Consider the following 22787-nt stretch of genomic DNA (forward strand, 5'->3'; position numbering starts at 1 on the left):
AATCCGGCTGGGTATGAGACACCTGCAGGACACTGGCGTCCGCAGGACCGGGGTGGCGGAATTGGTGACGTTCTGCAATCGGTCCCGATCTGCGGGTCGACCCAGTGGCGGGCGGCACGAAGCCGCTCCGTCAGGAACGACAGGCACCCCAAACGACCCGTGCTGGTTCGGTGCCGACCCGAAAGCCCTTGTCAGCACCGCTCTTGACCACCGCGTATGCGGCGGTGATCCGCGCCGACCAGGCCTGCCGAGCCCAACAGGGCCACGCCGAATTCCTCATCAGCACAGCTGTCCGACCCGGCGCGCACGGATCAGTCCGTATAGGGGGCCGTTGCCGCCGCCGGCGTCCGGCACGGCCACCAGGACGGCGCCCACCGGCCCGCATGCCGCGTAGCGGCGACGTCGAATCATGGTGAGACGAAGCGAGACCATGGCGGATTCCTTTTCTTCACACATCCCGGCATCCCTCGGCAATTGCCGTCCACTTCGAGGGTTGAATAACGCATATGCCGTCCGGAAGCAGTTCACAAGGCCGCATCTGCAATTCGAAGAACGCTCTGCCATCAGGGGTGGCCGGTAGATAGTGGGATGCGAACTTCCCAGCTCAGGGCAGGTTCCCATGACTGAGAAGCGGGGTTCGGGGCGCCTGCACGAATAAGCCAGGCGGTCGCGGATATTCGGTTGGCGGATGCGACGGTCCGCCCGTGGGCACCCTTTTCCATCCTGTAATCTCGGACGTGACGCAGACCACATCCGGCCCGCGTATTTCGTCCCCTGTTCTTTCTTCTCGAGAGAGGCGTGGTTTTCCATGAGCCTGTCCATCCGTAACCAGATCCCCGGCACCGTCACCTCCGTCACGGCCGGTGCGGCCATGTCGTCGGTGAAGGTCCGTCTGGAGGGCGGCCAGGACGTCACCGCCGTGATCACCACGGACGCCGCCAAGGAGCTGGGCCTGACCGAGGGCTCCGCGGTCAAGGCCCTGGTGAAGGCCACCGAGGTCTCCCTGGCCACGGGCTCGGTCGAGGGCCTCTCCATCCGCAACCAGCTCGCCGGGACCGTCGTCGACGTGGCCACCGGCCCGGCCATGGCCTCCGTGAGGGTCGACGTCGCCGGAGGCGGCCTGACCGCCGCCATCACCGCCGACGCCGCCAAGGACCTCGGCCTGACGTCCGGCACTCCCGTCGTCGCGCTGATCAAGTCGACCGAGGTCTCCCTCGCCGCGGCCTGAACCACCCCCGGCCCTCACGGGCCGAAACGCTGATGCGGCCCCGCACCACCCCCTCCGGTGCGGGGCCCCATCGCGTGCTTGCTCACTCTCCTCGCCCGCCACCCGCCGACCGGCCGGCACGGGATGATCGGGCTCGGCTCAGGCCAGGCCGAGGAGCTGCTTGAACGAGCCTCCGAGTCCGGCGTCGTAGTCGTCCACCAGGCAGACCTCCAAGATCCAGTGCGCCCACCACCCCCCGACGACCGTCCGCCGCAACGGATCGGTGTTGTCCGGGCCGATGAACAGATCCCGCCGCGTGCCATGGCCCGGCCGAGGCACAGCCGCGCCCGAAAGACGGCCGACGTGCCACGTACCCAGCGACCAGCCCGCCTTGCCGGCCAGGGCCTCGATCTCGGCGTGCAGCTCCCGACCGGTGATGTCCTCGTTCCCGACAAACGCTTCCCGGGCACCCGCAGCGACCGCGGCCAGGTCCGCAACGAGCTGAATCCTGCCCGGGTCGTCACCCACCACCACCGTCCGGGCGAAGTCCGTCTCCCGCACGGCCAAAAGCGCCCCCAGATCGATGACGACGACGTCGTCCCGGCAGATCACCCGGTCCGTCGCCTCCTGGTGCCCGCCGCTCGGGACCACTGCGTGCGGCCCCGAGCGCACCAACCGCCCCCGCCGCTGCCCCACGAACGGGAAGACCTCTGCGGCCACGTCCCAGACGCGGGCGTCCAGCTCCCGCTCGGTGCGGCCCGGCAGCACCAGACCGCGCCCTGTGACCTCCGCGAAGACCGCACGCGCCATCCGATGCGCTTCCACCAGCCCGAGGGCCCGCAGACGCTTGTCCATCCGATCGGGTACCGCCACTCGCGTCATTGCTCTTCCTGCTTCTCCTGCCGACGGGGCGGCGATCACACACCCCGAGCTCCCGTTCGCGGCCGTGGCACGAAGAAGAGCTGACTGCAGTCAACCGTCTCGCTCGTGGCAAGGGCAGTGGTCCCCCGACCAATTCCCCGCCCCGGGACGGCATCGTGCCCTGGTGGTACCTACAAGAGCCGCCTGGCCCCGGCGGCGTCGCACCCGCGCACGCCACCATGCCGGTGACGTCGACCACGGCGTGATCGCGCCGGCTATTCCTCCTACCGCCGCCCGGACGGACGCAGCGCCCGGTTCATCGCCCAAGCCCTGGGCGACGCCCAGACGGTGCTCAACATGGGTGCAGGTGCCGGGTCGTGCGAGAACGCGGCGCGCGCGGTGACTGCCGTCGAACCCCCGGAGGCGATGCCGGCACAGCGGCCCGGACCGTTCCCTGAGCAGGGCGATCTGTTCGGTGTCGACGCTCTCGCCTCGGAAGAAGGCGAGGTGGCTGTAGGGGTCCTGATTTCGCCGGCCGTCGGCGATCCAGGCGAGGCGCCCCAGCGGGTCGCGCCCGCACGGGGTGTGGGGCTGGGTCCCGTCCATGCCACCGGTGCGGAATCCACCCGGTCCAACAGCGCGGCCTGCCCGACGACGAGATCAGCCACCGGGCCGCGATGTGCTCGGCGAGCCTGCGAACCGCGTCCTCGGCGGCGAAGTACGGCACTTGGTCCAGATCCCCCGTGACGAAGACCTCCCGGTAGGGACCGGTGTGGCCGCGCACCGTGCCGTTTGGGAGGGTGGCCCGTGTCCCACTACGGCCCGGTGCCCCGCTTCCGACCCGATCGGTGGCACCTTCAGGTCTTCGGCGCGACCGCGAGCGGGACGACGTACTCGTGGTCCTTCGACGAGATCCTGGGGCTGCCCACCGCGACGGTGACCACCGATCTGCACTGCGCTTCGGGCACCAGCACGCTCGGTCACGAGTTCCACGGTGTGCCCGCCGCCCTCCTGCTCGAACTGGCGCCCCCGGCTCCCGAGGTCACGCACGTCATGGCCTGGGCCGAGTACGGCTACAGCGCCAACCTGCGCCTCGCGGACTTCACGGCCGAGCAGACCGTCATGGCCACCCACCACGCCGGGGAGCCGCTCACCGTCGAGCACGGGTTCCCGCTGCGCCTGGTCGTGCCGCACCTCTACGGCTACAAGGGCCCCAAGTGGTTGCGGGGGATCGAGTACATGACCCAGGACCGGCGCGGCTTCTGGGAGGAACGCGGCTATCACAACATCGCCGACCCGTGGACGGGAAGTCGGCACTCCTATCAGGAGGACGGGGCCGGGTGACCGCTGCTCCGGCTGCGGCCGGGTGGGCAGGGGAAGAACGGATTGCCCCTGCCCACGCGGCCGTCGCGCCCCGAGGCCATGTCGGTGGCCGGGGGCACGTCCCCGTCGGCCGGAGCGGGTGCGGTCCGCGCCGGCCAGGTGAACGTAACAGCGGGCCGGGCGTCGGGAGCAGTGGTTGATCGACCGAACAACGCCGTCCTGCGCGCCGCTGTTTCGGTCGGCCCTCCATGCCCGGGGAGCGGCGCCGTCACAGGGTGACGAGGGTGATCTCGGTGGCCTTCACGCTGCACCAGACCAGCACTCCGTCGGCGAGGCCCAGTTCGGCGGCGGCCTGTGGCGTGACCTCCGCCACCGTGTCCGCGGTGGCGTCGGAGGCGATGAGCACCCGCAGCCTGCTTCCTGCCGCAGTGATCTCGCGGACGGCTCCGGACCATACGTTGCGGGGACTCCCCGTGGGCCGTGCGGTGTGCAGGGAGACGGCTTCCGGCGCGACGATCGCCAGCGCCCGTACCCCGGGCCGCTCGGCTTCGGCGACGACCAGGCTCCCTCCGGCGTCCGGCTCCAGCCCGGTCCCGGTGGTGGTGCCCGGCCACGCGTTGCGTCCGAGCATCCGTGCCACCCACGGTGAGCGGGGGTGCCGCGTCACTTCACCGGGCGGTGCGTCCTGGAGGGCCTGCCCGTGGTCGAGTACGAGGACCCGGTCGGCCAGTGACACGGCCTCCACGGGGTCGTGGGTGACCAGCAGGCAGACGCCGCCGAAGCCGCCGAGGTGGGTGCGCAGGGTGTGGCGGACCCGGGCGCGGGTGGTCTGGTCGAGTGCGGCCAGCGGTTCGTCGAGGAGCAGGAGCCGGGGCCGGGCGGCCAGTGCGCGGGCGAGTGCGACCCGCTGGGCCTGGCCGCCGGAGAGCTGGGCGGGCTTGCGGCGGGCGAGGTGGCCCACACCGAGCCGGTCCAGCCACAGCTGCCCCGCCCGCATTGCCTCGGCTTTGGGCGTGCCCTGGGCGCGCAGCCCGTACGCGGTGTTGGCGAGGGCGGTCAGGTGCGGGAAGAGGGCGCCGTCCTGCGGAACCCAGGCCACCTGTCGTTTGTGCAGGGGCAGCGAGGTGGTGTCGGTGTCGCCGAGCCGGAGTTCGGCGTGCGCGCGCGGGGTGAGCCCGAGGAGGGCGCGCAGGAGGGTGGTCTTGCCGGCGCCGTTCTCGCCGACCACGGCGATGGTGGTGCCCGGTTCGGCGTCCAGGGTCAGCTGGTTGAACCCGGTGACCCTGGCGTGCAGGGCCCATCGCGCGTCCTCGGACGGTGGTTCGGGCAGGTGTGGTTCGGGGGCGTCGGCGACCGGGTCGTCGGTGATGGTCCTGTGGTGGATGTCCCGTACGGCGTGCCCGCTGGTCCAGCGTCCGCGCAAGCCGATCAGCACCACCATGGCGATCGCGAGCAGCAGCAGCGACAGGGAAGTCGCGGCCTCCGGGGAGTCCTGCAGCAGCAGGTACACCTGCAGCGGCAGCGTCTGGGTGACCCCGGGGAGGTTGCCCGCGAAGGTGATGGTCGCACCGAACTCGCCCAGGGCCCTCGCCCACGTCAGGGCCGCGCCCGCGATGAGGCCGGGTGCCACCATCGGCACGGTCACCGTCAGGAACACCCTCAGTGGCGAGGCCCCCAGTGATGCCGCGGTCTCCTCGTAGCCGGGCCGCAGCCCCCCGAGGGCGCCTTCGAGGCTGATGATGAGGAAGGGCATGGCCACGAAGGTGGCGGCCACCACCGCGCCGGACGTGTGGAACGGCAGGGTCAGGCCGAACGTGTCCTCCAGGAAGGGCCCGAGCAGGCCGCGCCGTCCGAACCCGAGCAGCAGGGCGACACCGCCGACGGTGGGCGGCAGCACCATCGGCAGCAGTACCAGCGAGCGCACCAGCGCCTTGCCCCGGAAGTCAACCCTGGCCAGCAGCCAGGCCAGCGGCACCCCGAGCAGCAGGGACAGGCCCAGGGCGCAGAAGGAGACGAAGAGGGAGAGCCGCAGCGCCTCCAGCGCGCCGGGGGTCGTCAGGTGGGCGCCGAGCTCGGACCACTGGGTCCGCACCAGGATCCCGACCAGCGGGATGGCCAGGAACGCGACCGCGAGGAAGGCGGGAACGGCCAGGGCCAGGGGAGGCCGGGTCCCGGCGCGGCGCGGCCCGCCAAGGCGTCGGGCGCGGCCGACGGGAGCGGTCGGGGTGGCGCTGTCGGGGCGCACGCTCGTGGGCATCTTCCTCCTCCACGGGACCGGTCTCCTCACCCGGCGGGGCTCGGAGACCGGTGAAAGGACCGTCCTCAGGGGCGGACGGACCGCTCGGCGCCGGTCAGGGCTGCTGGAAACCCGCGGCCTGGAGGATCTGCTGCGCTTCGGCGCTGGTCAGCCACGTGACGAAGGAGGCCGCGGCCTGGGGGTTCTTGGACGCCGTGAGGGTGGCCGCGGGGTAGGAGGCGATGACGTTCTGGTCGTCGGGGATCTCGACGGCGTCGGTCTTGCCCTTGGAGGCCGTGGTGTCGGTCTTGTAGACCATGCCGGCGTCGGCCTCGCCCAGCTCCACCTTGGACAGGACGGCCCGCACGTTCGGCTCCTCCGAGACCGGCTTCACGGTGACGCCCGCCTTGTCGAGGGCCTCCCGGCTGTAACGCCCGACCGGCACCTCCGGGGCCGCCAGGACCACCTTGAGGTTGGGGTCGGAGAGGTCCTTCAACCCTTCGATCTTGTGCGGGTTGCCCGGAGCGGTGGCGATGACCAGGCGGTTCTTGGCGAAGACGACCGGATCTCCGGTCTCGGACTTCAGGCCGTCCATGGTCTTGGTGTCGGCCGTCGCCAACGCGTCCGCGGGGGCGCCCTGGCGGACCTGTGCCGCCAGCTCCTGCGAGCCGGCGAAGGAGAAGTTCACCCTGGTGCCCGGGTGGCTCGTCTCGTAGGCGGCGCCCGCGGTCTTGAAGACATCGGTCAGGGAGGAGGCGGCCAGGACCGTCAGATTCGCCGCCGGCGCCGTCGACGAGGCGCTCGCGCTCGGACTCGCTGCCGATCCGCTGTCCTTGGTGTCGCTGCCGCAGCCCGCGAGGGCCGGAATCATCAGAGCGCCGGCCAGCAGGGCCACGGCGGTGCTCCGGGCAAGGTGAATGCTCGGCATGGTCTTGTCAGCTCCTCGGGAACGGAAAGCCGGAGACTCCGCAAACGCGTGGCGCGCCGTTCGGCACGCGGCGCAGATGCCACAAGTAGAGGTTCGGAGCACCGCATCTGCAATTCGCGAGCAGGACTGCGACACCCAACGCAGGGTGCCGCGAACGCCTCGAAGATCCGCCCCGCGCAAGGCAGCCAGGCCGAGCCTTCCGTGAGATCCGTACAACCGGGAGACCGCATCGACGCAGGGCCGTTCGGGTGGCGGATTCGATTGGAGAGCACCGTCGGGGAACTTCCCATCCGGCAAGCGGAAGACGCCGGCCTGGCGTCGGGGTCCGGGCGCAGCCCCCGCCTCCGACGCCAGGTCATGTGAACGCACCCCTCGGAAGCGAGACCGGCAGCTCGCCATCAAAACCGCACATGCAAGCGGAATCTCCAGATGGCCTGGCTGATGCTATGCTCTCGCAGCCCCTCATCTGGCACATGCTCTGCTCGCGTCGCCGCACGCCGCGGCAGAGCGTCATCCATGATTCGAGGGGACGCAGTTGACCCGAAATGTACTCATCACCGGGGGCTCGGGCGGAATCGGCCGGGCCTGTGTGGAACGGTTCGCCCAAGAGGCGGACCGGACCGTCTGGTTCACGTACCGCAACGGCCGTGATCGGGCCGAGGACCTCGCACGGGAGCTGGCCCTCACCGGCCGCGCCAAGGTCGAGGCCTTCCCCTTCGACCAGGGCGACTGGGAGGACCACGAGCGGCTCCTGGACCGGCTGCCCGGTCCCGTCGACATCCTCGTGAACAACGCCGCAGTGGGTTCCAAGACCGTCGAACACTACGCGGACGGCCCCCGCCACGCCCTGGCGTCGGCGTTCTTCCAGATCAACGCGGTCGGCCCGCTCTGGCTGACCGAGCAGCTGCTGCCCGGGATGCTGGACCGCGGCTACGGAAAGATCGTCAACATCTCCAGCGTGGGCGGCGGGATCTTCCAGTTCCCCGGCTTCCACCCCGCCGACGGCATGAGCAAGGCGGCCCTCACCTACCTGACCCGGCACCTCGCCGCCGAGCTGGCGCACACTCCGGTGCACGTCTTCGCCCTCTGCCCGGGCGTCGTGGAGACCACGATGTTCCAGGCCAGCACCCTGGACCGGCTGTCGCCCGGCGAGCGCGACGACCTGGTCACCCGGCTGCCGGGCGGCCGCATGATCCGCTCCGAGGAGATCGCCGAGCAGGTTCGATGGCTCGCGGGTGCGCACTCCGCACCACTGCACGGCGCCGTCATCGACGCCTCCATGGGCCTCGGCGTCAATCCGGGCATGCTCGCCGCCGCCGGCGACGGCACCGGGCGGTCGTGATGGTCTCCCGCCAGGCCGCCCGGCTGCTCGCCGACACCCCCGCGATCGCCGACGCCCACTTCCGCGCCGAGGCAGAGCCCTACGACCCCGACACGCGCCCCGACGGCTACCTCAACCTCGGCACCGCGGAGAACCGCCTGCTCTGGGACTTGCTGCGGGACCGGCTCGCCGCGCTTCCCCCGATGACCGAGCAGGCCGCCCGCTACGCACCCCTGCACGGCACCGCCGTGCTGCGCGAGCGGGTGGCCACTCTGCTCTCCACCACCTGCCGGACCGTGCTCGACCCGGACGACCTCGTCGTGATCAGCGGCGCGACCGGGGCCCTGGACGCCATCGCGTCGGTGCTGTGCGACCCGGGCGAGGCGATCGTGGTGCCCGCGCCGTACTACGGAGCCTTCGACACCGACCTCGGCGGGAGGTCCGGCGCCCGGATCCTGCCCGCCCCGCTCTCCCCCACCGACGGCTTCCGGCTGGCACCCGCCGCCGTCGACCGCACCCTGCGGGAAGCCCGCACGGCGGGCATCACGGTACGCGCGGTCGCGGTCTCCTCACCGTCCAATCCGATCGGTGAAACGCACCCGCCCCAGACCCTCGCCGCACTGCTGCGGGTGGCCCGCGCACACGACGTCGACCTGATCTCCGACGAGATCTACGCCCACTCGACCTTCGGCGACCGGGAGTTCACCAGCGCCGCCGACCCGGCCGTCAACCGGCACTGGGCGCACCGCACCCATGTCGTCTGGGGCTTCGCCAAGGACTTCGCCCTGCCCGGCCTGAAGACCGGCGTACTGCACACCCGCGACCCCCAGGTCCGGTCCGCCGGCCGGGCCATGGCCTACTTCGCACCCGTCTCCACCGCCACCCAGAACACCCTGGCGGAGCTGCTGTCCGACCCGGCCTGGACCGCCGCCTTCCTCGTGGAGGGACGCCGCAGGTTGGCCTCCTCGTACGCGCGCCTGTGCTCGTTGCTGGACGAGCACGGCATCCCGTACGCCCCGGCCGACGCGGGGTTCTCCGTCTGGCTCGACCTCCGTGCCTGGCTGCCCGGCAGCGGCTTCGACGCCGAACAACGCCTGTGGGCAGCACTGTTCGAGACCACCAGGGTCAGCATCCTGCCCGGAGGGGCGTTCGGCTCGCCGGAGCCCGGCTGGTTCCGGCTGTGCCACGCGGTCGACGCCACGCTCGTCACCGAGGCGGTCCGCAGGCTCGCGGCACACCTCAGCGCCCCGTCACCCTCCCCATCCTCCCCGCCCTCCCCGTCCTCCCCGTCCTCCCACTCCTCCCCCTCACCGAACGGAAGCCGCCCATGAGCAGCGCACCGAGCCCCCTGGACCGCTGGTACGAGACCGCGGGCGTGCGGGGCGGAGTCCGACGGATCTTCCACGCGGAGACCGAACAGGGCAGGGTCTTCTTCCCCCACTCGCTCGTCGCGCACCTGGACCACCCCGAGGTGAAGGCCCTGGCCCCGGAGCGGATCCGGGAGATATCCGTGCGCCACCTCTACCAGTTCCTGCACTCGACCACCCACCTGGAGACCCGGGTGGTCAACGGAGCGGCAGAGCCGGTCGCCAACGGCAACACCGGCATGCACTTCCCGTCCGCCCTGCGGATGGACGCCTTCAAGGTCTACTGCGACGAGGGCTACCACGCCCTCTACAGCCTGGACCTGGCGGACCAGATCGCGGCCGTCACCGGCATCGAGGTGCCCGACGTCGACTACGGCGGATTCGTCACGGCGCTCCAGGACAGCGGGCGACGGCTGCTGCCCGAGGACCCGCTGCTCGCAGGGCAGCTACAGGCGGTCGTCTTCGAGACGCTGATCACGGCCGTGCTGAACGAGGTGCCGCAGGACCCGACGGTGGTGAGCACCGTACGCGACCTCATGCGCGACCACGCCAAGGACGAGGGACGCCACCACCGGTTCTTCTCCGCCTTCTTCCTGGAGCTGTGGGCCCGCCTGGACCGGCCCCGCCGGATCCTGGCCGCCCGGGCGCTGCCCGCGATGATCCGCGCCGCGCTGGACTGGGACGTGGAGCCGGTCCGGGTGTCGCTGCGGTTGGCCGGCCTGGACGAGGACCGGATCGAGGCCGTCATCACCGACTGCTACGGCAAGGACGCCGGCATCAGCCGCATCCAGACGGTCTCCCGCTCCACGCTGCGGCTCTGCGCCCAGGTGGACGCGTTCGATCTGCCCGGCGCGGCGGACGCGTTCGCCTCGTACGGTCTGCGCGCGCCGGAGGACACCGATGACTGACACCGGCGAGGTCACCTACGCGGACTACCTGAAGCTGCCCCAGCTGCTGGCGCTCCAGGTACCGCTCGCCGACGGCGTCCCCGACGAGCGGCTGTTCATCGTCGTCCACCAGGTGCAGGAGCTGTGGTTCCGCCAGCTGATCGGCGACCTCTCCGACGCACGCGACCGGATGCTGGACGACGATCCGCGGGGGGCTCGGGCACGGCTCGCACGGGCCGTGGTCATCACCCGGGCGCTGATCGCCGGGATCCATCCGCTGCGTACCATGCCGCCCCGGGAGTTCCACGCTTTCCGGGGCGTGCTCGGCAGCAGCAGCGGCGCGCAGTCGGCACAGTACGTCGAGATCGCGGCGCTGGCCGGCTCGGACTGGGTTCGCGGGCCGTACGGCGACCACCTGATCGCCGGGCTGCTGCCTGAGGAACGGGTACGGCTGCGGGCCCGGCTCACCGAGCCGACGATGTGGGACGCGTTCGTCCGGCTGCTGGACAAGAGCGGTTTCACGACGGCGACGGAAGAGGGCCGGCAAGAGGCCTGCGCACGGCTGGCGGCACTGGCCGGTGCCACCGACACCGGACGTGATCCGAGGCAGCCCGCACAACTGCCCGAACTGGCCGACCTGGCGGAGGCGCTCGTCGATCTGGACGAGGCCTGGACGGAGTGGCGGGCCTGCCACGCACTGCTCGTGGAGCGACAGATCGGCGCCGGTCCGGGCACCGGCGGCAGCAGCGGCGTGAACCATCTGCGAGCGGCTGTGCACCGGCGCTTCTACCCGGAGCTCTGGCAGGCCCGGACCACGGCACTACCGGGGCCTCCGACGGCGCTCTGAGGTCGACTGCGGACCACAAGGAGCACCCAGGCGCACGACGGCGCCCCGCACATGCTCCCGGAACGGCTCGGCCCCCTGCGCGATGACTTCCCGGATCTGCGCGCAGGGGGACCTGCCTGCCGGCCCCTCGACCGGGAGCCGCCTCCGCCCGCCCGGAACGGCGCCGGGCCGGGACGGGACGACTGGTTCCGGATACGGATTGGATCAGCGCCGGGTCCCGCCGCTCGCCGCGGTACACGTGACGACGGGCGTTTCGGGAGAGGATCCGGTTGCAGGCCGGCCTGTTCATGGGGGGGGTTACCCAGGGGCTTCCGAGAACGCCCGCACCAGGAACTGTGCGAACTCCTTCATGCCTTGATTGCCGCGACGGATCTCGAACTCCACGAACTCCTCGGCGTCGTCATGGGATTCGGCCTGCGTCGGAAGGTAGGCCATTCCGAAGTACCGGCTCATGGCCTGCTGTTCATCCTTGGCGAGCGTCCCCCACTCGCCGCGGGCGCCGCCGCACGCCGTGGAAACCGCGGCCAGGCATGCGGCGAAGGCGCGCATCTCGCTTCCGTTCCACTCCTCCCTCATCCACCGGTCGAAGTTCTTGTCGAAGCGGGCGCGTTCTCGCGGCGTCACCGTACCCATTACCATTTTTGCCACAATGGCGAGCTGATCGTCCGCGTGCCTGTTGGTCATACCGATCCCTTCTACCGCCTGCCCCGGTCAAGTGGTGTCGACGCGGGGGCCCAGTGACCGTGACGCCGGAACGGCGCGAGCCCATGAACCTCGGGAGCTCGCCGAGGGCCACGGCGAGCGCGGCTCCGACACGGGCACCTCGGCAAGAAGTGAATCTCCTCCCACCAGCCGGCCCCTCGCTTCTTGACCGGATGACGGCGCACTGGACCGTTGCGCGTCAATCACGATCCCGGCCGGCCGGCACACCGTCAACTCCTTCCGAAAAGGATTCCAGAAGCCGTGTTCCACGCTGTCCGTGTCGAAGAGCGAGAGGATCACCACGGGCGGCAGGGTCAGTGCCGGAAGCATCCACCACCTTCGGCCGTCGCGACGGCGTCGTCGCCGCGCGGGCACTGCGTTCGTTGGGCGACACAGACGGCTCGACGGCCGCCACCGCACGCGCAGCGTCTGGCATTCTCCAGATTATTCGCGAAATAATCTGGCAAATGCTTCTTCAGTGAGCCATGAAGTCTCAGACGCAGTTCTGGATGATCTGTTCTCCGGCCTGGACCATCCAGTATCCAAGGCTGCCGTACAGAGGATGCAGGGGGAGGATGGGAAACGGGCCGACGGGCGCGTGAGGGGCCGGACCGTCGGGTCCGAGAGCTGCCGCCGTGAGCGAAGGAGGGCCGGCGATGACCGCGTCCGAGGCCTCCCCAGCCGCGCCCGGTCCCGTGGGATCGGTGCCCTCCGAACCCGGCGGTCTGCTGGACGTTCTGAGCGTGGCCGCGGTGGTTCTGGACGCCGAGGGCCGGATCACGCTGTGGAGCCCTCATGCCCAGAACCTGTTCGGCTGGTCCGCCAAGGAAGCGCTGGGCAGGTACGCGGGCGAGCTGCTGGTCTCCGACGAGTACGTCGACCTGGTACTGGAGCTGTTCGCCAAGGTCATGGCCGGTGACGGCGCCTGGGCAGGTGTGTTCCCCATGCGGCACAAGGACGGTTCCACGAGGCTGGTGGAGTTCCGCAACATGCGCCTGGTGGACGAGCACGGCGCCGTGTACGCCCTGGGGATCGCCTGCGACGAGACCGTCCTGCGGGGCGTGGAGCGCGACCTGGCCCTGTCCGTGCCGCTGGTGGACCAGTCCCCGCTCGGGCTCGCGGTGCTGGACACCGACCTGCGCTACGTCTTGGTCAACCCCAGGCTGGAGGTGCTCAACGGCCTGCCCGCCGGGGTGCTCCTGGGCCGCATGCCGCACGAGGCGCTGCCCTTCCTGGACACCGACGTGATCGAAGCCTCCATGCGCCAGGTCCTGGACACCGGCGTACCACTGCTGGACCAGTACGCCATCGGACGCATACCCGCCGACCCGCACCGGGAGCGCGCCTGGTCCGGCTCGTACTACCGGCTGGAGGACTCCGGCGGCCGGGTGATCGGCGTCGCTCTCGTGGTGGTGGACGTCACCGACAGCTACCGCGCCGCCCGGGAAGCCGCCGAAGCCCGTAGGCGACTGGACCTCATCGCCCGGGCGTCGGTGACCATCGGCACCACCCTGGACCTGCAGCGCACCGCCCGAGAGCTCACCGGCCTCGTCGTGGCGGACCTCGCCGACGTCGCCTCGGTCGACGTCCTGGACTCGGTACTCGAAGGCAGCGTGGCCGCGGCACCCGACCCGGAAGCCGGCCGGGCGCTCTTCAGGCCCCTGGCGGTCGCGGCGGCCTACGAAACGGCCTCCGTCCGCGCCGCCGACCCAGTGGGCGAGCGGATCATCTACCCGGCCGATCGCCTGGTCACACGCTGCGTGAGCACCGGGCGCCCCGTCCTGGTAGCGCACGTCACCGGCCCTGACCTGGCACACATCGCACGTGACGAGGCCGCCGCGGACCTCCTCGCCCAGGAGGGCGCGCACTCCTACCTGGCCGTCCCGCTGACCGCCCGCGGGCAGGTCCTCGGCGCCCTCGGCCTCCTGCGCGCCCGCAACCCCCTCCCCTTCGACCACGACGACGTCACTCTGGCCGGCGAGCTGGCCACCCGTGCGGCCATCGCCATCGACAACGCCCGCTGGTACCAGCACGCCACCGACACCGCCCTGACCCTCCAGCGCCACCTCCTCCCACACCCGCCGCCCCAGGCGGCCGGACTGCAGATCGCCTACCGCTACCAACCGGCTGCAGCCGCCAGCGGGATAGGCGGTGACTGGTTCGACGCGATCCCCCAGCCCGGGGACAAGACCGCGCTCGTGGTCGGCGACGTCATGGGACACGGTGTCCACGCCGCCGCCACCATGGGACAACTGCGGACGGCCACCCGCACCCTGGCCGACCTCGGCCTCGACCCCGCAAGAGTCCTGCGCCACCTCGACCACATCACCGCCGAACTGGACGGCACGATGGCGACCTGCGTGTACGCCACCTGGGACCCGCACCGCTCCCGCTGCCGCGTGGCCCTGGCAGGCCACCCGCCCCCCGTCGTCATCCGGTCCGGACAGGCCCCGGCACTGCTCGACGTTCCCGTCGGGGTGCCACTCGGCACGGGCGACCTCGGCAGCACACACTTCGAGACCACCATCCTCGACCTGCTCCCCGGCGACCGGCTGGTCCTGTACACCGACGGCCTCGTCGAAACCCGCGACGACGCCTTGGACGACCGCCTCGCCCTCCTCCTCGACCTGCTCACCGATCGCGCCCTCACTCCGGAGACAAGCTGCGACCGGCTCCTGGCCGCACTACGACACGCCGACGCAGCCGACGACGTCGCCCTCGTCATCGCCCAAGTAGGCCCCCCACAAGACCACCGGCCGGCAGGCGCGCACCACGACCGCCCTCTGTGATGACGCCGGATGGCGGGCGTCGATGGTCGGTCCCCCGGTCGTCTCGATCAGCCGCCCCGGGCGTGGTCACGCCCGACCGGTCGGACGCAGTTCGCGTTCGAGGGCGGACAGGGCGAAGGCGTGCACGGAGGTGTGCTGCCAGCGGGACCGTCCGAACATCACGTCCTCGGCGAGCCCGCTCAGCATGGCCACGGCCCGAATGGTGAATTCCGGAAGATCCACGTCGGCGAAGTGCCCCAGCTCCCGGCCCTCACGAAGGATGGCTTCCAGGCGCTCGTCCCAGCCGTCCAGCAGCTCGGTGAGGACCCGTCGACCCGCTTCGTCGTGGCGCTGGGCCAGTACCTGGGTCCACAGCGCGTAGCGTTCGTCGCCTTGGTGGCGGGGCAGGTAGAAGCGGACGAACAGGTCAAGCTTCTCGGCAGGGGATGCGGCCTGGTCGGCGGCCTGCCGGAAGCGTGTCCAGAGGTCCGCTTGGCTCCACACGAGGACTTCGAGCAGGAGCCTGTCCTTCTTCCCGAAGTGGTAGAGGATGTGCCCGGTGCTCATGCCGGCCCGCTCGGCGATGTCCGACATCCGCAGGGCCGCCGTGCCCTTCTCGGCGATGACGGCGATGGCCGCCCGCATCGCCCGCCCACGCGCCTCGTCCCCGCTGGGCTGACGCTTCCTGTCGATCGGGGTCCGCTCCACGGAGGAGGAGGCGCCGGTCCCGGCATCCGCCGGCCCGATCACGTCTTCCGACGGGAGGAGGCGGTCGGGCCGCGCACGCCCGGTCTCTGACGTCGGCATGAGCTCACTTTCGGTTCCGGAAGTCCAGGCCCCAAGTCTAGGTTCCGAAAATCTAGACCCTTGGTCTAGACTGAAAATCTAGTCAGGGCGATGGAGGGTGTGACGGCCGTCTGTGCACGGCCGCCCCGACCGTCAACGGCCCGCCTGTCCTACTCAGCCACCCGGGAGACACCCACATGACGCGCGGATTCGATGTCGTGGAGACCTGTATCGCCGACCTGCGCACAGCGCTGGAGAAGGGCGAGACGACCGCGGTCGGCCTGCTCGACGCCTACCTCGCGCGGATCGACGCGTACGACCGGCCCGGCACGGCCACCGCTCTGAACGCGATGGTCGTGATGAACCCGCACGCCCGCGCGGACGCGGAGGCCTCCGACGCCCGCCGCGCCCGCGGCGAGACACTGGGCCCGCTGGACGGCATCCCGTACACCGCGAAGGACAGCTACCTCGCGAAGGGGCTCACGGCCGCCTCCGGCTCCCCCGCCTTCGAGCACCTCGTCGCCCAGCGCGACGCCTTCGCCATCGAGCGGCTGCGCGCGGGCGGGGCCGTCCTCATCGGCCTGACCAACATGCCCCCGATGGCGAACGGCGGCATGCAGCGCGGTGTGTACGGCCGCGCGGAAAGCCCGTACAGCGCCGACTGGCTCACCAGCGCCTACGGATCCGGCTCCTCCAACGGCTCCGGCACGGCGACCGCGGCGTCCTTCGGCGCGTTCGGCCTCGGCGAGGAGACCTGGTCCTCGGGCCGCGCCCCCGCCTCGAACAACGCGCTGTGCGCCTACACCCCCAGCCGCGGCGTGATCTCGGTCCGCGGCAACTGGCCGCTCGTACCGACCATGGACGTCGTCGTCCCGCACACCCGCACCATGACCGACCTGCTCGAACTGCTCGACGTCATCGTCGCCGACGACCCGCAGACGCGCGGGGACCTGTGGCGCGCACAGCCGTGGGTGCAGCTGCCCCCGGCCTCGCGGGTACGCCCCGCCTCATACCCGGCCCTCGCGCCCGCCGACGCCTCGATCGCAGCGGACGCGCTCGCCGGCAAGCGCGTCGGCGTGCCCCGCATGTACATCAACGCCGACCCCGACGCCGGAACCAACCCCGACGGGGGCATCGGCGGCCAGACCGGGCAGCGCATCGACACCCGCCCCTCGGTGCTCGCCCTGTGGGAAGCCGCCCGCCGCGACCTTCAGGCCGCCGGGGCCGAGGTCGTCGAGGTCGACTTCCCCGTGGTGACCAACTACGAGTCCGACCGTCCCGGAGCGCCCTCGCTGCTCACCCGCGGGCTGGTCAGCCACGAGTACCTCACCTTCGAGATCGAAGACCTGTCCGCCTGGGCCTGGGACGACTTCCTGCGCGCCAACGGCGACCCGGCGCTCGCCACCCTGGCCGATGTCGACGGCACCCACATCTGGCCCAAGCAGGAAGGCGAACTACCCGACCGCTACGACGGCTTCGACGACACGATCGGCGACTACCCGCGCTTCGTGCGCGAGCGCCCGTACGCCTCCCTGGCCGCCATGCCGCACCTCGAGCAGGGACTGCGCGGACTCGAGGAGACGCGCCGCGTCGACCTGGAGCTGTGGATGGACGGACTGGGCCTGGACGCGGTGGTCTTCCCCGCGGTGGCCGACGTGGGCCCCGCGGACATGGACGTCGCCGTGGCGTCCGCCGATCTCGGCTGGCGCAACGGTGTCTGGGTCGCCAACGGAAACCTGGTCCCCCGCCACCTCGGCATCCCGACCGTGACCGTACCGATGGGCACCATGACGGACACCGGCATGCCCGTCGGGCTGACCTTCGCGGGCCGCGCCTACGACGACAACGCCCTGCTGACCCTCGCCGCGGCATTCGAGGCGACGGGCAGCCGACGCACGGAACCGCCGCGTACGCCGCGCCTGTCGGCACAGTGACCGGGTAGCGGCGCGCCGGGCACGGTGTGGCCGCGCGCCGCGAAGCCGGGCCGAAGCCCTTCCTCGGTCAGCCGCCTGCCGGGCGAGCGGTGCGGCACCGGACACTCGGCGCACCGCCACGGCGCTCACGCCACTCTCGCGGCCGGACGGACGACGGCGAGCAGGGCGGCGTGAGCCAGGGGCGCGGACGGGTCGATGGCCATGCCGACGGCGGGGCTGAGCGCGGTCGTGCATCGCCACCCGCTCCGTACCGATCACGATGTGCGGCTGGAGCAGTGGCCGCACACGTTTTCGGCAGATCCGAAGGGGCGATAAGGCTCTCGATGTTGCTCGGGTGCCAGCAGGGGGCGAAAAAATGAAGTACGACCTGTCCAACCGCCTCGTCATCGGGATCGCCTCCAGCGCCCTGTTCGACCTCACCGCCTGCGACGCGGTGTTCCGGGAGCAGGGTGAGGACGCGTATCGGGCCTACCAAGAGGCCCATGTGGACGATGTCCTGGACAAGGGCGTGGCCTTCCCCTTCGTCCGGCGGCTGCTGTCGCTGAACGACCTCGCGGAGCCCCTCGACCCGCTGGTCGAGGTCATCATCCTGTCGCGCAACGACCCGGACACCGGGCTCCGCGTCATGCGTTCCGTCACGGCGCACGACCTGCATGTCAGCCGGGCCGTGTTCCGACAGGGCCGGTCGACACACTTGTTCATGCCCGCTCTCAACATGTCCTTGTTCCTGTCGGCCAACGGTTCGGACGTTCGCGAAGCAGTGGCCGACGGCATGCCGGCAGGGCACGTGCTCAAGACGGAACGGGTGGATGACGACGCCGACCAGGAACTCCGCATCGCCTTCGACTTCGACGGCGTACTGGCCGGCGACTCCTCCGAGCGGATCTACCGGACCGCCGGCATCGACGAGTTCCGCGCACATGAAGTCCTCAATGCGACCACCCCTCACGACCCCGGCCCCTTGAAGGAATTCCTTTCAGGCATCAACCGAATCCAGCGCCGTGAGGAGGAAGAGCGCCGTGCGGATCCCACCTATCAGCCCCGCCTCAGGGTGTCCTTGGTCACCGCCCGGGACGCCCCCGCACATGAGCGTGCCGTGCGGAGTCTCAAGCAGTGGGGACTTCGCGTCAACGATGCCTTCTTCCTCGGCGGCATCGACAAGGCCAGCGTGATGCGTGCCCTCGATCCGCACATCTTCTTCGACGACCAGGTCTCCCACCTGAACGGCACGGCGCCGGCCACTCCCAGCGTTCACGTTCCGTTCGGAGTCGCCAATACACCCCCTCGCACGCCTTCACGAAGGCGGCCGAGGCCGGATTCGGCTGTGCCAAGCCCGTAGAGGCCCGTTGAAGGGTCGGTACGTCCCCGTCGTGGCTGCCGGGGCCGTACCGGTTGGGAGGCCGACGGGTTCGAGACCCCGCATCGGCTTCCGCCGCCCGGGTGCAACGCGTCGTACCGAGCGGAGGGTCAGCCTCCGACGTGGATGCCGGGGCGGCGGGCCGGGTCGGGTTCGTGTTTGCGGATGATCTCGCGGGTCACGGGGGCGGTGTCGCCGCGACCGAGGAGGAAGTAGCGGAACATGTGGGTCAGGGGGCTGCCTTCGGCCCACGCGAAGTAGCAGTGCGGCTTGACTCCGGTGGTGTCGCGCAGGGCGAGGAGGATCGCGGCGATGGCGTTCGGGGCGGCGGGGGCCTCGGCGCGCAGGATCCGGTATCCGTCGACCTCGACCCCGTGGACGGTGAGGGTTTCGCTGAAGTCCGAGGGGTCGACGACGTCGATCTCCACGAACATGACGTCGGCCGGACCGGGTACGGGGTTGTTGCCGCGCTGTTCGCGTTCCTTGTCGGCGTACTCGGCGCCGTCGCCCGTCTGGCGGCGGTTGGCGATGATGTTGATCGCGTTGTCGTAGACGAGGGTGTCGGTGATGAACTGCCGGGCTGCCGGGTCGAACACGATCCGGTCGGCGCGCAGTTCGGTGGTGCGGGAAACCCGGGAGATCAGGGACACGGCGATGATTCCGGCGATGAAGAGGCCGGAGATGGTCATGCCGTCGGGCTTGTCGATGATGTTGGCCACCAGCGCGTAGAGCAGCACCGCGGTGAGCAGGGTGAAGCCGGCGGTCGTCGCGCGTTGGCGGCGGCGCAGCGCCGACACGGTGACGGCGAAGGCACCGGAGACCATCATGGCGAGGATTCCGGTGGCATAGGCACCGGCCTGGGCGTTGACATCGGCGTCGAAGGCGAAGGTGATGATGACGCACAGGGCCGTGTACACCAGCACGACCGGACGGACGGCGCGGCCCCACTCGGGGGCCATGCCGTAGTCGGGAAGGTAGCGCGGAACGATGTTGACCAGTCCCGCCATCGCGGAGGCGCCCGCGAACCACAGGATCAGGATGGTGCTGATGTCGTAGACGGTGCCGAAGGCTTCCCCCACCTGTTCGTGGGCCAGGTAGGCAAGGGCACGACCGTTGGCCGCACCACCTGCTTCGAACTCCTTGTGCGGGATCAGGACCGTGGTGACGAAGGAGGCCGCGAGCAGGTAGACGCTCATGATGGCCGCCGCGGTGGTCAGCAGCTTCCGGGAGTTGCGGATGCGGGACTCCAGCCGCTGCCCGGCATCCTCGCCCTCCGCGGAGACGAGCGGCATCATGCTCACCCCGGTCTCGAAGCCCGACAACCCGAGCACCAGCAGCGGGAAGGCCAGCAGGGCGGGCCCGACCAGGTCGCCCAGTCCGCCTCCGCCGTCCAGGAGCGCGTCGGTCCACGCCGACCAGGCGCCCGGCGAGGTGACGACCTCCGCCACACCGAAGGCGATGGTCACCGCGTTGAGCAGCAGGAAGACGGCGACGAGCGGGATCGCGACGCTGACCGCTTCGCTGAACCCGAGCAGGAACACTCCGCCGAGCAGCAGCAGGAGCGCCACCGTGATGGCGACCTCGTGGCCGTGCAGGGCTTCGGGGAAGAACGGGTTCTCCACCACGTGCACGGAAGCGTCCGCCGCGGACAGGGTGATGGTGATGATCCACGATGTGGCCACGAAGCCGAGCAGGACCAGGACGAACAGCTTGCCCCGCCAGAACGGCAGCAGGTCCTCGAGCATCGCCACCGAACCGGCTCCGTGCGGGCTCTCACGGGCGACCCGCCGATACATCGGCAGCATCCCCAGCAGCGTCAGCGCCACGATCAGCAGCGTCGCCAGCGGCGACACCGCACCGGCCGCGAGCGCGGCGATCGCGGGGACGTAGGCGAGGCTGGAGAAGTAGTCCACCCCGGTCAGGCACATCACCTTCCACCAGGCCTGCGGCTCGCTGTGCCCCTCGCCGGACGCCGGCCCCACGGGCTGCACCCGATGGCGCAGCAACCACTGGGCCAGGCCGCCGGCCGGCGGTGCCTGCACAGCGGGACTCTCCACTACTTCCGGAACGGCCAGATCGTTCACGTCCGTCATGTCCCCCCTCAATCCTTCCAACGCGCCAAGCCCACCGGCTCGATGGGCCGGCAACGATGACCGAGTATGGGGTCTCCCGGTTCCGCTGATCCTGTCGGGGTTGTGCTCTGCAGGGGGTGTACTCCAGCGGCGGCATCGAGAAGGTCCTCGCCGACAGTCCTGGCAGGCGATGCCGTCCGTGATGCCCTCCGTGGACTTGCGGCGTCTTCACAACGGCCACTGAAGCGGAATGTATTCACCCACTTCGGCGTCTCTCGACGGGCTTAGCCATTGGCCGGAAGGAGCCGCTCGCGGCCGGTCCCGGCGTGCCTTCCGGTGCGTCCGGTCCATCGCGGGGAGGAGGTCGCCTCGGCGGCGCGGGAGAGCGCATGGGAGGGGGGTTGACAGGTATCGAGCCCCACTTTTCCTGCCCCACAAGGGAGTTCGACGGAATCGGCGGCCCCGGTACTCCCCGGCACGGGCCTCGCCTCGTCGACGGTGGTCCGCCCCCCGCCCCACCCGCGGGCGTGGTCGGCCTTTCCGCTGATCAGCGGCACTTCGAGCCACTCTGGCGCAAACCCGTCCGCCTGCCGCCCAGAGGTTTCATCGGCCATCGAGAAATGCTTGTGGGTACCAAGTGGAGTCGTTTAGGGTGGTGCAGACCAACGGGGGTTGGCCCAAACCGCGCCGGCGTGTGATCCATCACAGCGCGACATGGGCCTGACGGGGAGAATAGTAAAATGATAGACGCGCGCTTTGTCGCGGGTGTCCGTTGCGCACCCTGTTTGGCGACAACGATCGGCAAACAGGCGTGAGTGCAACCTTGTTGCGCCGGCTCGCAGTCAATCGCAGCGGCGCCGGACTACTGCTGGTGGGTCTTGTCGATGCCACCGGAACCGGTCTCTATTTGGCGGGATCGGCGCTTTTTTTCACGAAGATCGTAGGGCTTTCCACCGTGCAGGTGGGATTGGGTCTTTCCGTGGCAGGTGTGCTCGGAATCTTCGGCCCCATTCCCTTCGGCAGGTTGGCCGACCGGTGGAGTCCCCGTGCGGTACTCATACTGCTCCATCTCTGCTGCGCCGCGGGATTCGCCTCCTACGTCCTGGTGGACGGCTTCGCGTCCTTCCTGATCGTCGCCGGACTCCTCGGCATCGCGGAGCAGTCGGCCCGGCCCATGAGCCAGGCGCTCGTGGAGCAGGTGGTCGGCGAGGAGCACCGCAGTGCGATGTCCGCCAGGTTCCGGGTCGTCTACAACGTGGGCTACACGGGCGGCGCCTTGCTCGCGGCGCTGGCCATCCAGATCGGTACCCGGTCGTCGTTCCTGACCATCATGGTCGGCGACGCCGTCTCGTTCGTCCTGTCCGCGACCCTGCTGGCCTTCCTGCGGCCGAGAGCCGCGGACCGGTCCGCACGCTCCTCCGGTGACGTCTCTCCACTGCGCCTGCCGGCGCTGCGCGACCGCTGGTACGCGGCAACCACGGGCGTCAACGCCCTGATGCTGCTCCACATGGCACTGCTCAGCGTGGGCGTTCCACTGTGGATCACCACGCACACCCGTGCCGGTGATTCGCTCGTCGCAATCCTCCTCGTGGTCAACACCGTGATCGCGATCCTGCTTCAGGTCAGACTCGCGCGAGGCACGGAGGAACTGAGCGGGGGCGTGACGGCCATGCGCAGGGCGAGCGTCGCCCTGGCGCTGTCCTGCGCCTGCTTCGCGGCGGCCGCGTACCTCGACTCCACGGTCGTGGTGACGGCCGTGCTCCTGGCCGGGATAGTCCTCCTCACCTTCGGCGAGATGTTCCAGTCCGCCGGACAATGGAGCCTTTCCTTCGGACTCGCACCCACTCGTTCCCGAGTCGAATATCTGGCAACCTTTCACCTCGGTTCCAGCGTCCAAGTGGCAGTGGGCCCTCTTTTGATGACGGCGGGTGTCATCAATAACGGAACGGCCGGTTGGGCCGTGCTCGCCGCCCTTTTCCTCCTTGCCGGCTTGACGGTCCGACCCGTGGTGGCCGCAGCAGCGCGAAGGCCCCAACTCGTCGATACCGATTCCTCTCACCAGAAGGTTTCGGAACCAAACATCTCTGACTCTCGACGTTCTTAGTCGATTACACGTTGCTGTAGCGGCAGCATGATTCCGCAGCCCTGCAGGCCGACATCACCAAAAGTCGGTCTGCGGTTGGAGCACACC

At 70.3% G+C, this 22787-nt stretch carries 17 protein-coding genes; 10 read left to right on the forward strand and 7 right to left on the reverse strand.

The window, feature by feature from the left end:
- Window positions 1-279: 279 nt before the first annotated feature.
- Window positions 280-432, reverse strand: coding sequence for a hypothetical protein (locus ACIQ5Y_RS02670; RefSeq protein ID WP_403874217.1), 153 nt, complete (start codon window positions 430-432; stop codon window positions 280-282).
- Window positions 433-808: 376 nt separating this feature from the next.
- Here ACIQ5Y_RS02670 and ACIQ5Y_RS02675 point away from each other — a divergent pair, with 376 nt between their 5' ends.
- Window positions 809-1228 carry a molybdopterin-binding protein gene (locus tag ACIQ5Y_RS02675; RefSeq protein WP_403874219.1) on the forward strand — a complete coding sequence of 140 codons (420 nt, stop codon included), beginning with the start codon at window positions 809-811 and terminating at the stop codon, window positions 1226-1228.
- Between the two features lie 138 nt (window positions 1229-1366).
- On the opposite strand, the gene ACIQ5Y_RS02680 is transcribed toward ACIQ5Y_RS02675, so the two are convergent.
- Entirely contained in the window at window positions 1367-2089 is a 723-nt protein-coding gene (locus tag ACIQ5Y_RS02680; RefSeq protein ID WP_403874221.1) for a M24 family metallopeptidase, read from the reverse strand.
- Window positions 2090-2860: 771 nt separating this feature from the next.
- Here ACIQ5Y_RS02680 and ACIQ5Y_RS02685 point away from each other — a divergent pair.
- Complete coding sequence (locus ACIQ5Y_RS02685; RefSeq protein WP_403874222.1) at window positions 2861-3412, forward strand: molybdopterin-dependent oxidoreductase; 552 nt, start codon at window positions 2861-2863, stop codon at window positions 3410-3412.
- Between the two features lie 247 nt (window positions 3413-3659).
- On the opposite strand, the gene ACIQ5Y_RS02690 is transcribed toward ACIQ5Y_RS02685, so the two are convergent.
- Together ACIQ5Y_RS02690 and modA are read right to left on the reverse strand one after the other, a co-directional pair.
- The gene (locus ACIQ5Y_RS02690) at window positions 3660-5648 is read right to left on the reverse strand and encodes an ABC transporter permease (RefSeq protein ID WP_403874224.1); all 1989 of its coding nucleotides are present in this window, start codon (window positions 5646-5648) and stop codon (window positions 3660-3662) included.
- Between the two features lie 94 nt (window positions 5649-5742).
- On the reverse strand, window positions 5743-6555 hold the full coding sequence (gene modA, locus ACIQ5Y_RS02695; RefSeq protein WP_403874226.1) for a molybdate ABC transporter substrate-binding protein: 813 nt from the start codon (window positions 6553-6555) through the stop codon (window positions 5743-5745).
- 535 nt (window positions 6556-7090) lie between these two features.
- Between modA and ACIQ5Y_RS02700 the strand changes: the two genes are divergently transcribed.
- From ACIQ5Y_RS02700 to ACIQ5Y_RS02715, 4 genes are read left to right on the forward strand one after another with little or no spacing between them, the layout of a single operon-like run.
- On the forward strand, window positions 7091-7897 hold the full coding sequence (locus ACIQ5Y_RS02700; protein WP_403874228.1) for an SDR family NAD(P)-dependent oxidoreductase: 807 nt from the start codon (window positions 7091-7093) through the stop codon (window positions 7895-7897).
- Complete coding sequence (locus ACIQ5Y_RS02705; protein ID WP_403874230.1) at window positions 7897-9207, forward strand: aminotransferase class I/II-fold pyridoxal phosphate-dependent enzyme; 1311 nt, start codon at window positions 7897-7899, stop codon at window positions 9205-9207. The genes ACIQ5Y_RS02700 and ACIQ5Y_RS02705 overlap by 1 nt, the downstream gene beginning before the upstream one ends.
- The gene (locus tag ACIQ5Y_RS02710) at window positions 9204-10151 is read left to right on the forward strand and encodes a diiron oxygenase (protein ID WP_403874232.1); all 948 of its coding nucleotides are present in this window, start codon (window positions 9204-9206) and stop codon (window positions 10149-10151) included. The genes ACIQ5Y_RS02705 and ACIQ5Y_RS02710 overlap by 4 nt, the downstream gene beginning before the upstream one ends.
- Window positions 10144-10977, forward strand: a complete 834-nt coding sequence (locus ACIQ5Y_RS02715) for a tryptophan 2,3-dioxygenase family protein (protein ID WP_403874234.1) — start codon at window positions 10144-10146, stop codon at window positions 10975-10977. Before ACIQ5Y_RS02710 ends, ACIQ5Y_RS02715 begins: the two co-directional genes overlap by 8 nt.
- A 297-nt stretch (window positions 10978-11274) precedes the next feature.
- On the opposite strand, the gene ACIQ5Y_RS02720 is transcribed toward ACIQ5Y_RS02715, so the two are convergent.
- Complete coding sequence (locus tag ACIQ5Y_RS02720) at window positions 11275-11661, reverse strand: hypothetical protein (protein WP_403874236.1); 387 nt, start codon at window positions 11659-11661, stop codon at window positions 11275-11277.
- 674 nt (window positions 11662-12335) lie between these two features.
- On the opposite strand from ACIQ5Y_RS02720, the gene ACIQ5Y_RS02725 reads away from it, so the two are divergent.
- Entirely contained in the window at window positions 12336-14468 is a 2133-nt protein-coding gene (locus ACIQ5Y_RS02725) for a SpoIIE family protein phosphatase (protein ID WP_403874238.1), read from the forward strand.
- A gap of 66 nt (window positions 14469-14534) precedes the next feature.
- Here the strand turns inward: ACIQ5Y_RS02725 and ACIQ5Y_RS02730 are convergent, their stop codons facing one another.
- Window positions 14535-15254, reverse strand: coding sequence for a TetR/AcrR family transcriptional regulator (locus ACIQ5Y_RS02730; RefSeq protein WP_403874239.1), 720 nt, complete (start codon window positions 15252-15254; stop codon window positions 14535-14537).
- A gap of 176 nt (window positions 15255-15430) precedes the next feature.
- Between ACIQ5Y_RS02730 and ACIQ5Y_RS02735 the strand changes: the two genes are divergently transcribed.
- Both ACIQ5Y_RS02735 and ACIQ5Y_RS02740 read left to right on the forward strand, forming a co-directional pair.
- Window positions 15431-17167: an amidase gene (locus ACIQ5Y_RS02735; protein ID WP_403874241.1), complete on the forward strand. Its 1737-nt coding sequence runs from the start codon at window positions 15431-15433 to the stop codon at window positions 17165-17167.
- Between the two features lie 355 nt (window positions 17168-17522).
- Window positions 17523-18506: a 5'-nucleotidase gene (locus ACIQ5Y_RS02740; RefSeq protein ID WP_403874243.1), complete on the forward strand. Its 984-nt coding sequence runs from the start codon at window positions 17523-17525 to the stop codon at window positions 18504-18506.
- A 128-nt stretch (window positions 18507-18634) separates the two neighbouring features.
- Here the strand turns inward: ACIQ5Y_RS02740 and ACIQ5Y_RS02745 are convergent, their stop codons facing one another.
- Window positions 18635-20617 carry an amino acid transporter gene (locus ACIQ5Y_RS02745; RefSeq protein WP_403874245.1) on the reverse strand — a complete coding sequence of 661 codons (1983 nt, stop codon included), beginning with the start codon at window positions 20615-20617 and terminating at the stop codon, window positions 18635-18637.
- A 751-nt stretch (window positions 20618-21368) separates the two neighbouring features.
- On the opposite strand from ACIQ5Y_RS02745, the gene ACIQ5Y_RS02750 reads away from it, so the two are divergent.
- Window positions 21369-22700 (forward strand): MFS transporter, encoded by a 1332-nt coding sequence (locus ACIQ5Y_RS02750; RefSeq protein ID WP_403874247.1) that lies wholly within the window; start codon window positions 21369-21371, stop codon window positions 22698-22700.
- Window positions 22701-22787 lie beyond the last annotated feature (87 nt).

Source organism: Streptomyces sp. NPDC096339 (assembly GCF_044762985.1).
Classification (GTDB): domain Bacteria; phylum Actinomycetota; class Actinomycetes; order Streptomycetales; family Streptomycetaceae; genus Streptomyces.

Coding starts and splice junctions, on each gene's coding strand:
- ACIQ5Y_RS02670 (WP_403874217.1), bottom strand. CDS start 432: ATGGTCTCGCTTCGTCTCACCATGATTCGACGTCGCCGCTACGCGGCA.
- ACIQ5Y_RS02675 (WP_403874219.1), top strand. CDS start 809: ATGAGCCTGTCCATCCGTAACCAGATCCCCGGCACCGTCACCTCCGTC.
- ACIQ5Y_RS02680 (WP_403874221.1), bottom strand. CDS start 2,089: ATGACGCGAGTGGCGGTACCCGATCGGATGGACAAGCGTCTGCGGGCC.
- ACIQ5Y_RS02690 (WP_403874224.1), bottom strand. CDS start 5,648: ATGCCCACGAGCGTGCGCCCCGACAGCGCCACCCCGACCGCTCCCGTC.
- modA (WP_403874226.1), bottom strand. CDS start 6,555: ATGCCGAGCATTCACCTTGCCCGGAGCACCGCCGTGGCCCTGCTGGCC.
- ACIQ5Y_RS02705 (WP_403874230.1), top strand. CDS start 7,897: ATGGTCTCCCGCCAGGCCGCCCGGCTGCTCGCCGACACCCCCGCGATC.
- ACIQ5Y_RS02710 (WP_403874232.1), top strand. CDS start 9,204: ATGAGCAGCGCACCGAGCCCCCTGGACCGCTGGTACGAGACCGCGGGC.
- ACIQ5Y_RS02715 (WP_403874234.1), top strand. CDS start 10,144: ATGACTGACACCGGCGAGGTCACCTACGCGGACTACCTGAAGCTGCCC.
- ACIQ5Y_RS02720 (WP_403874236.1), bottom strand. CDS start 11,661: ATGACCAACAGGCACGCGGACGATCAGCTCGCCATTGTGGCAAAAATG.
- ACIQ5Y_RS02725 (WP_403874238.1), top strand. CDS start 12,336: ATGACCGCGTCCGAGGCCTCCCCAGCCGCGCCCGGTCCCGTGGGATCG.
- ACIQ5Y_RS02730 (WP_403874239.1), bottom strand. CDS start 15,254: ATGCCGACGTCAGAGACCGGGCGTGCGCGGCCCGACCGCCTCCTCCCG.
- ACIQ5Y_RS02735 (WP_403874241.1), top strand. CDS start 15,431: ATGACGCGCGGATTCGATGTCGTGGAGACCTGTATCGCCGACCTGCGC.
- ACIQ5Y_RS02740 (WP_403874243.1), top strand. CDS start 17,523: ATGAAGTACGACCTGTCCAACCGCCTCGTCATCGGGATCGCCTCCAGC.
- ACIQ5Y_RS02745 (WP_403874245.1), bottom strand. CDS start 20,617: ATGACGGACGTGAACGATCTGGCCGTTCCGGAAGTAGTGGAGAGTCCC.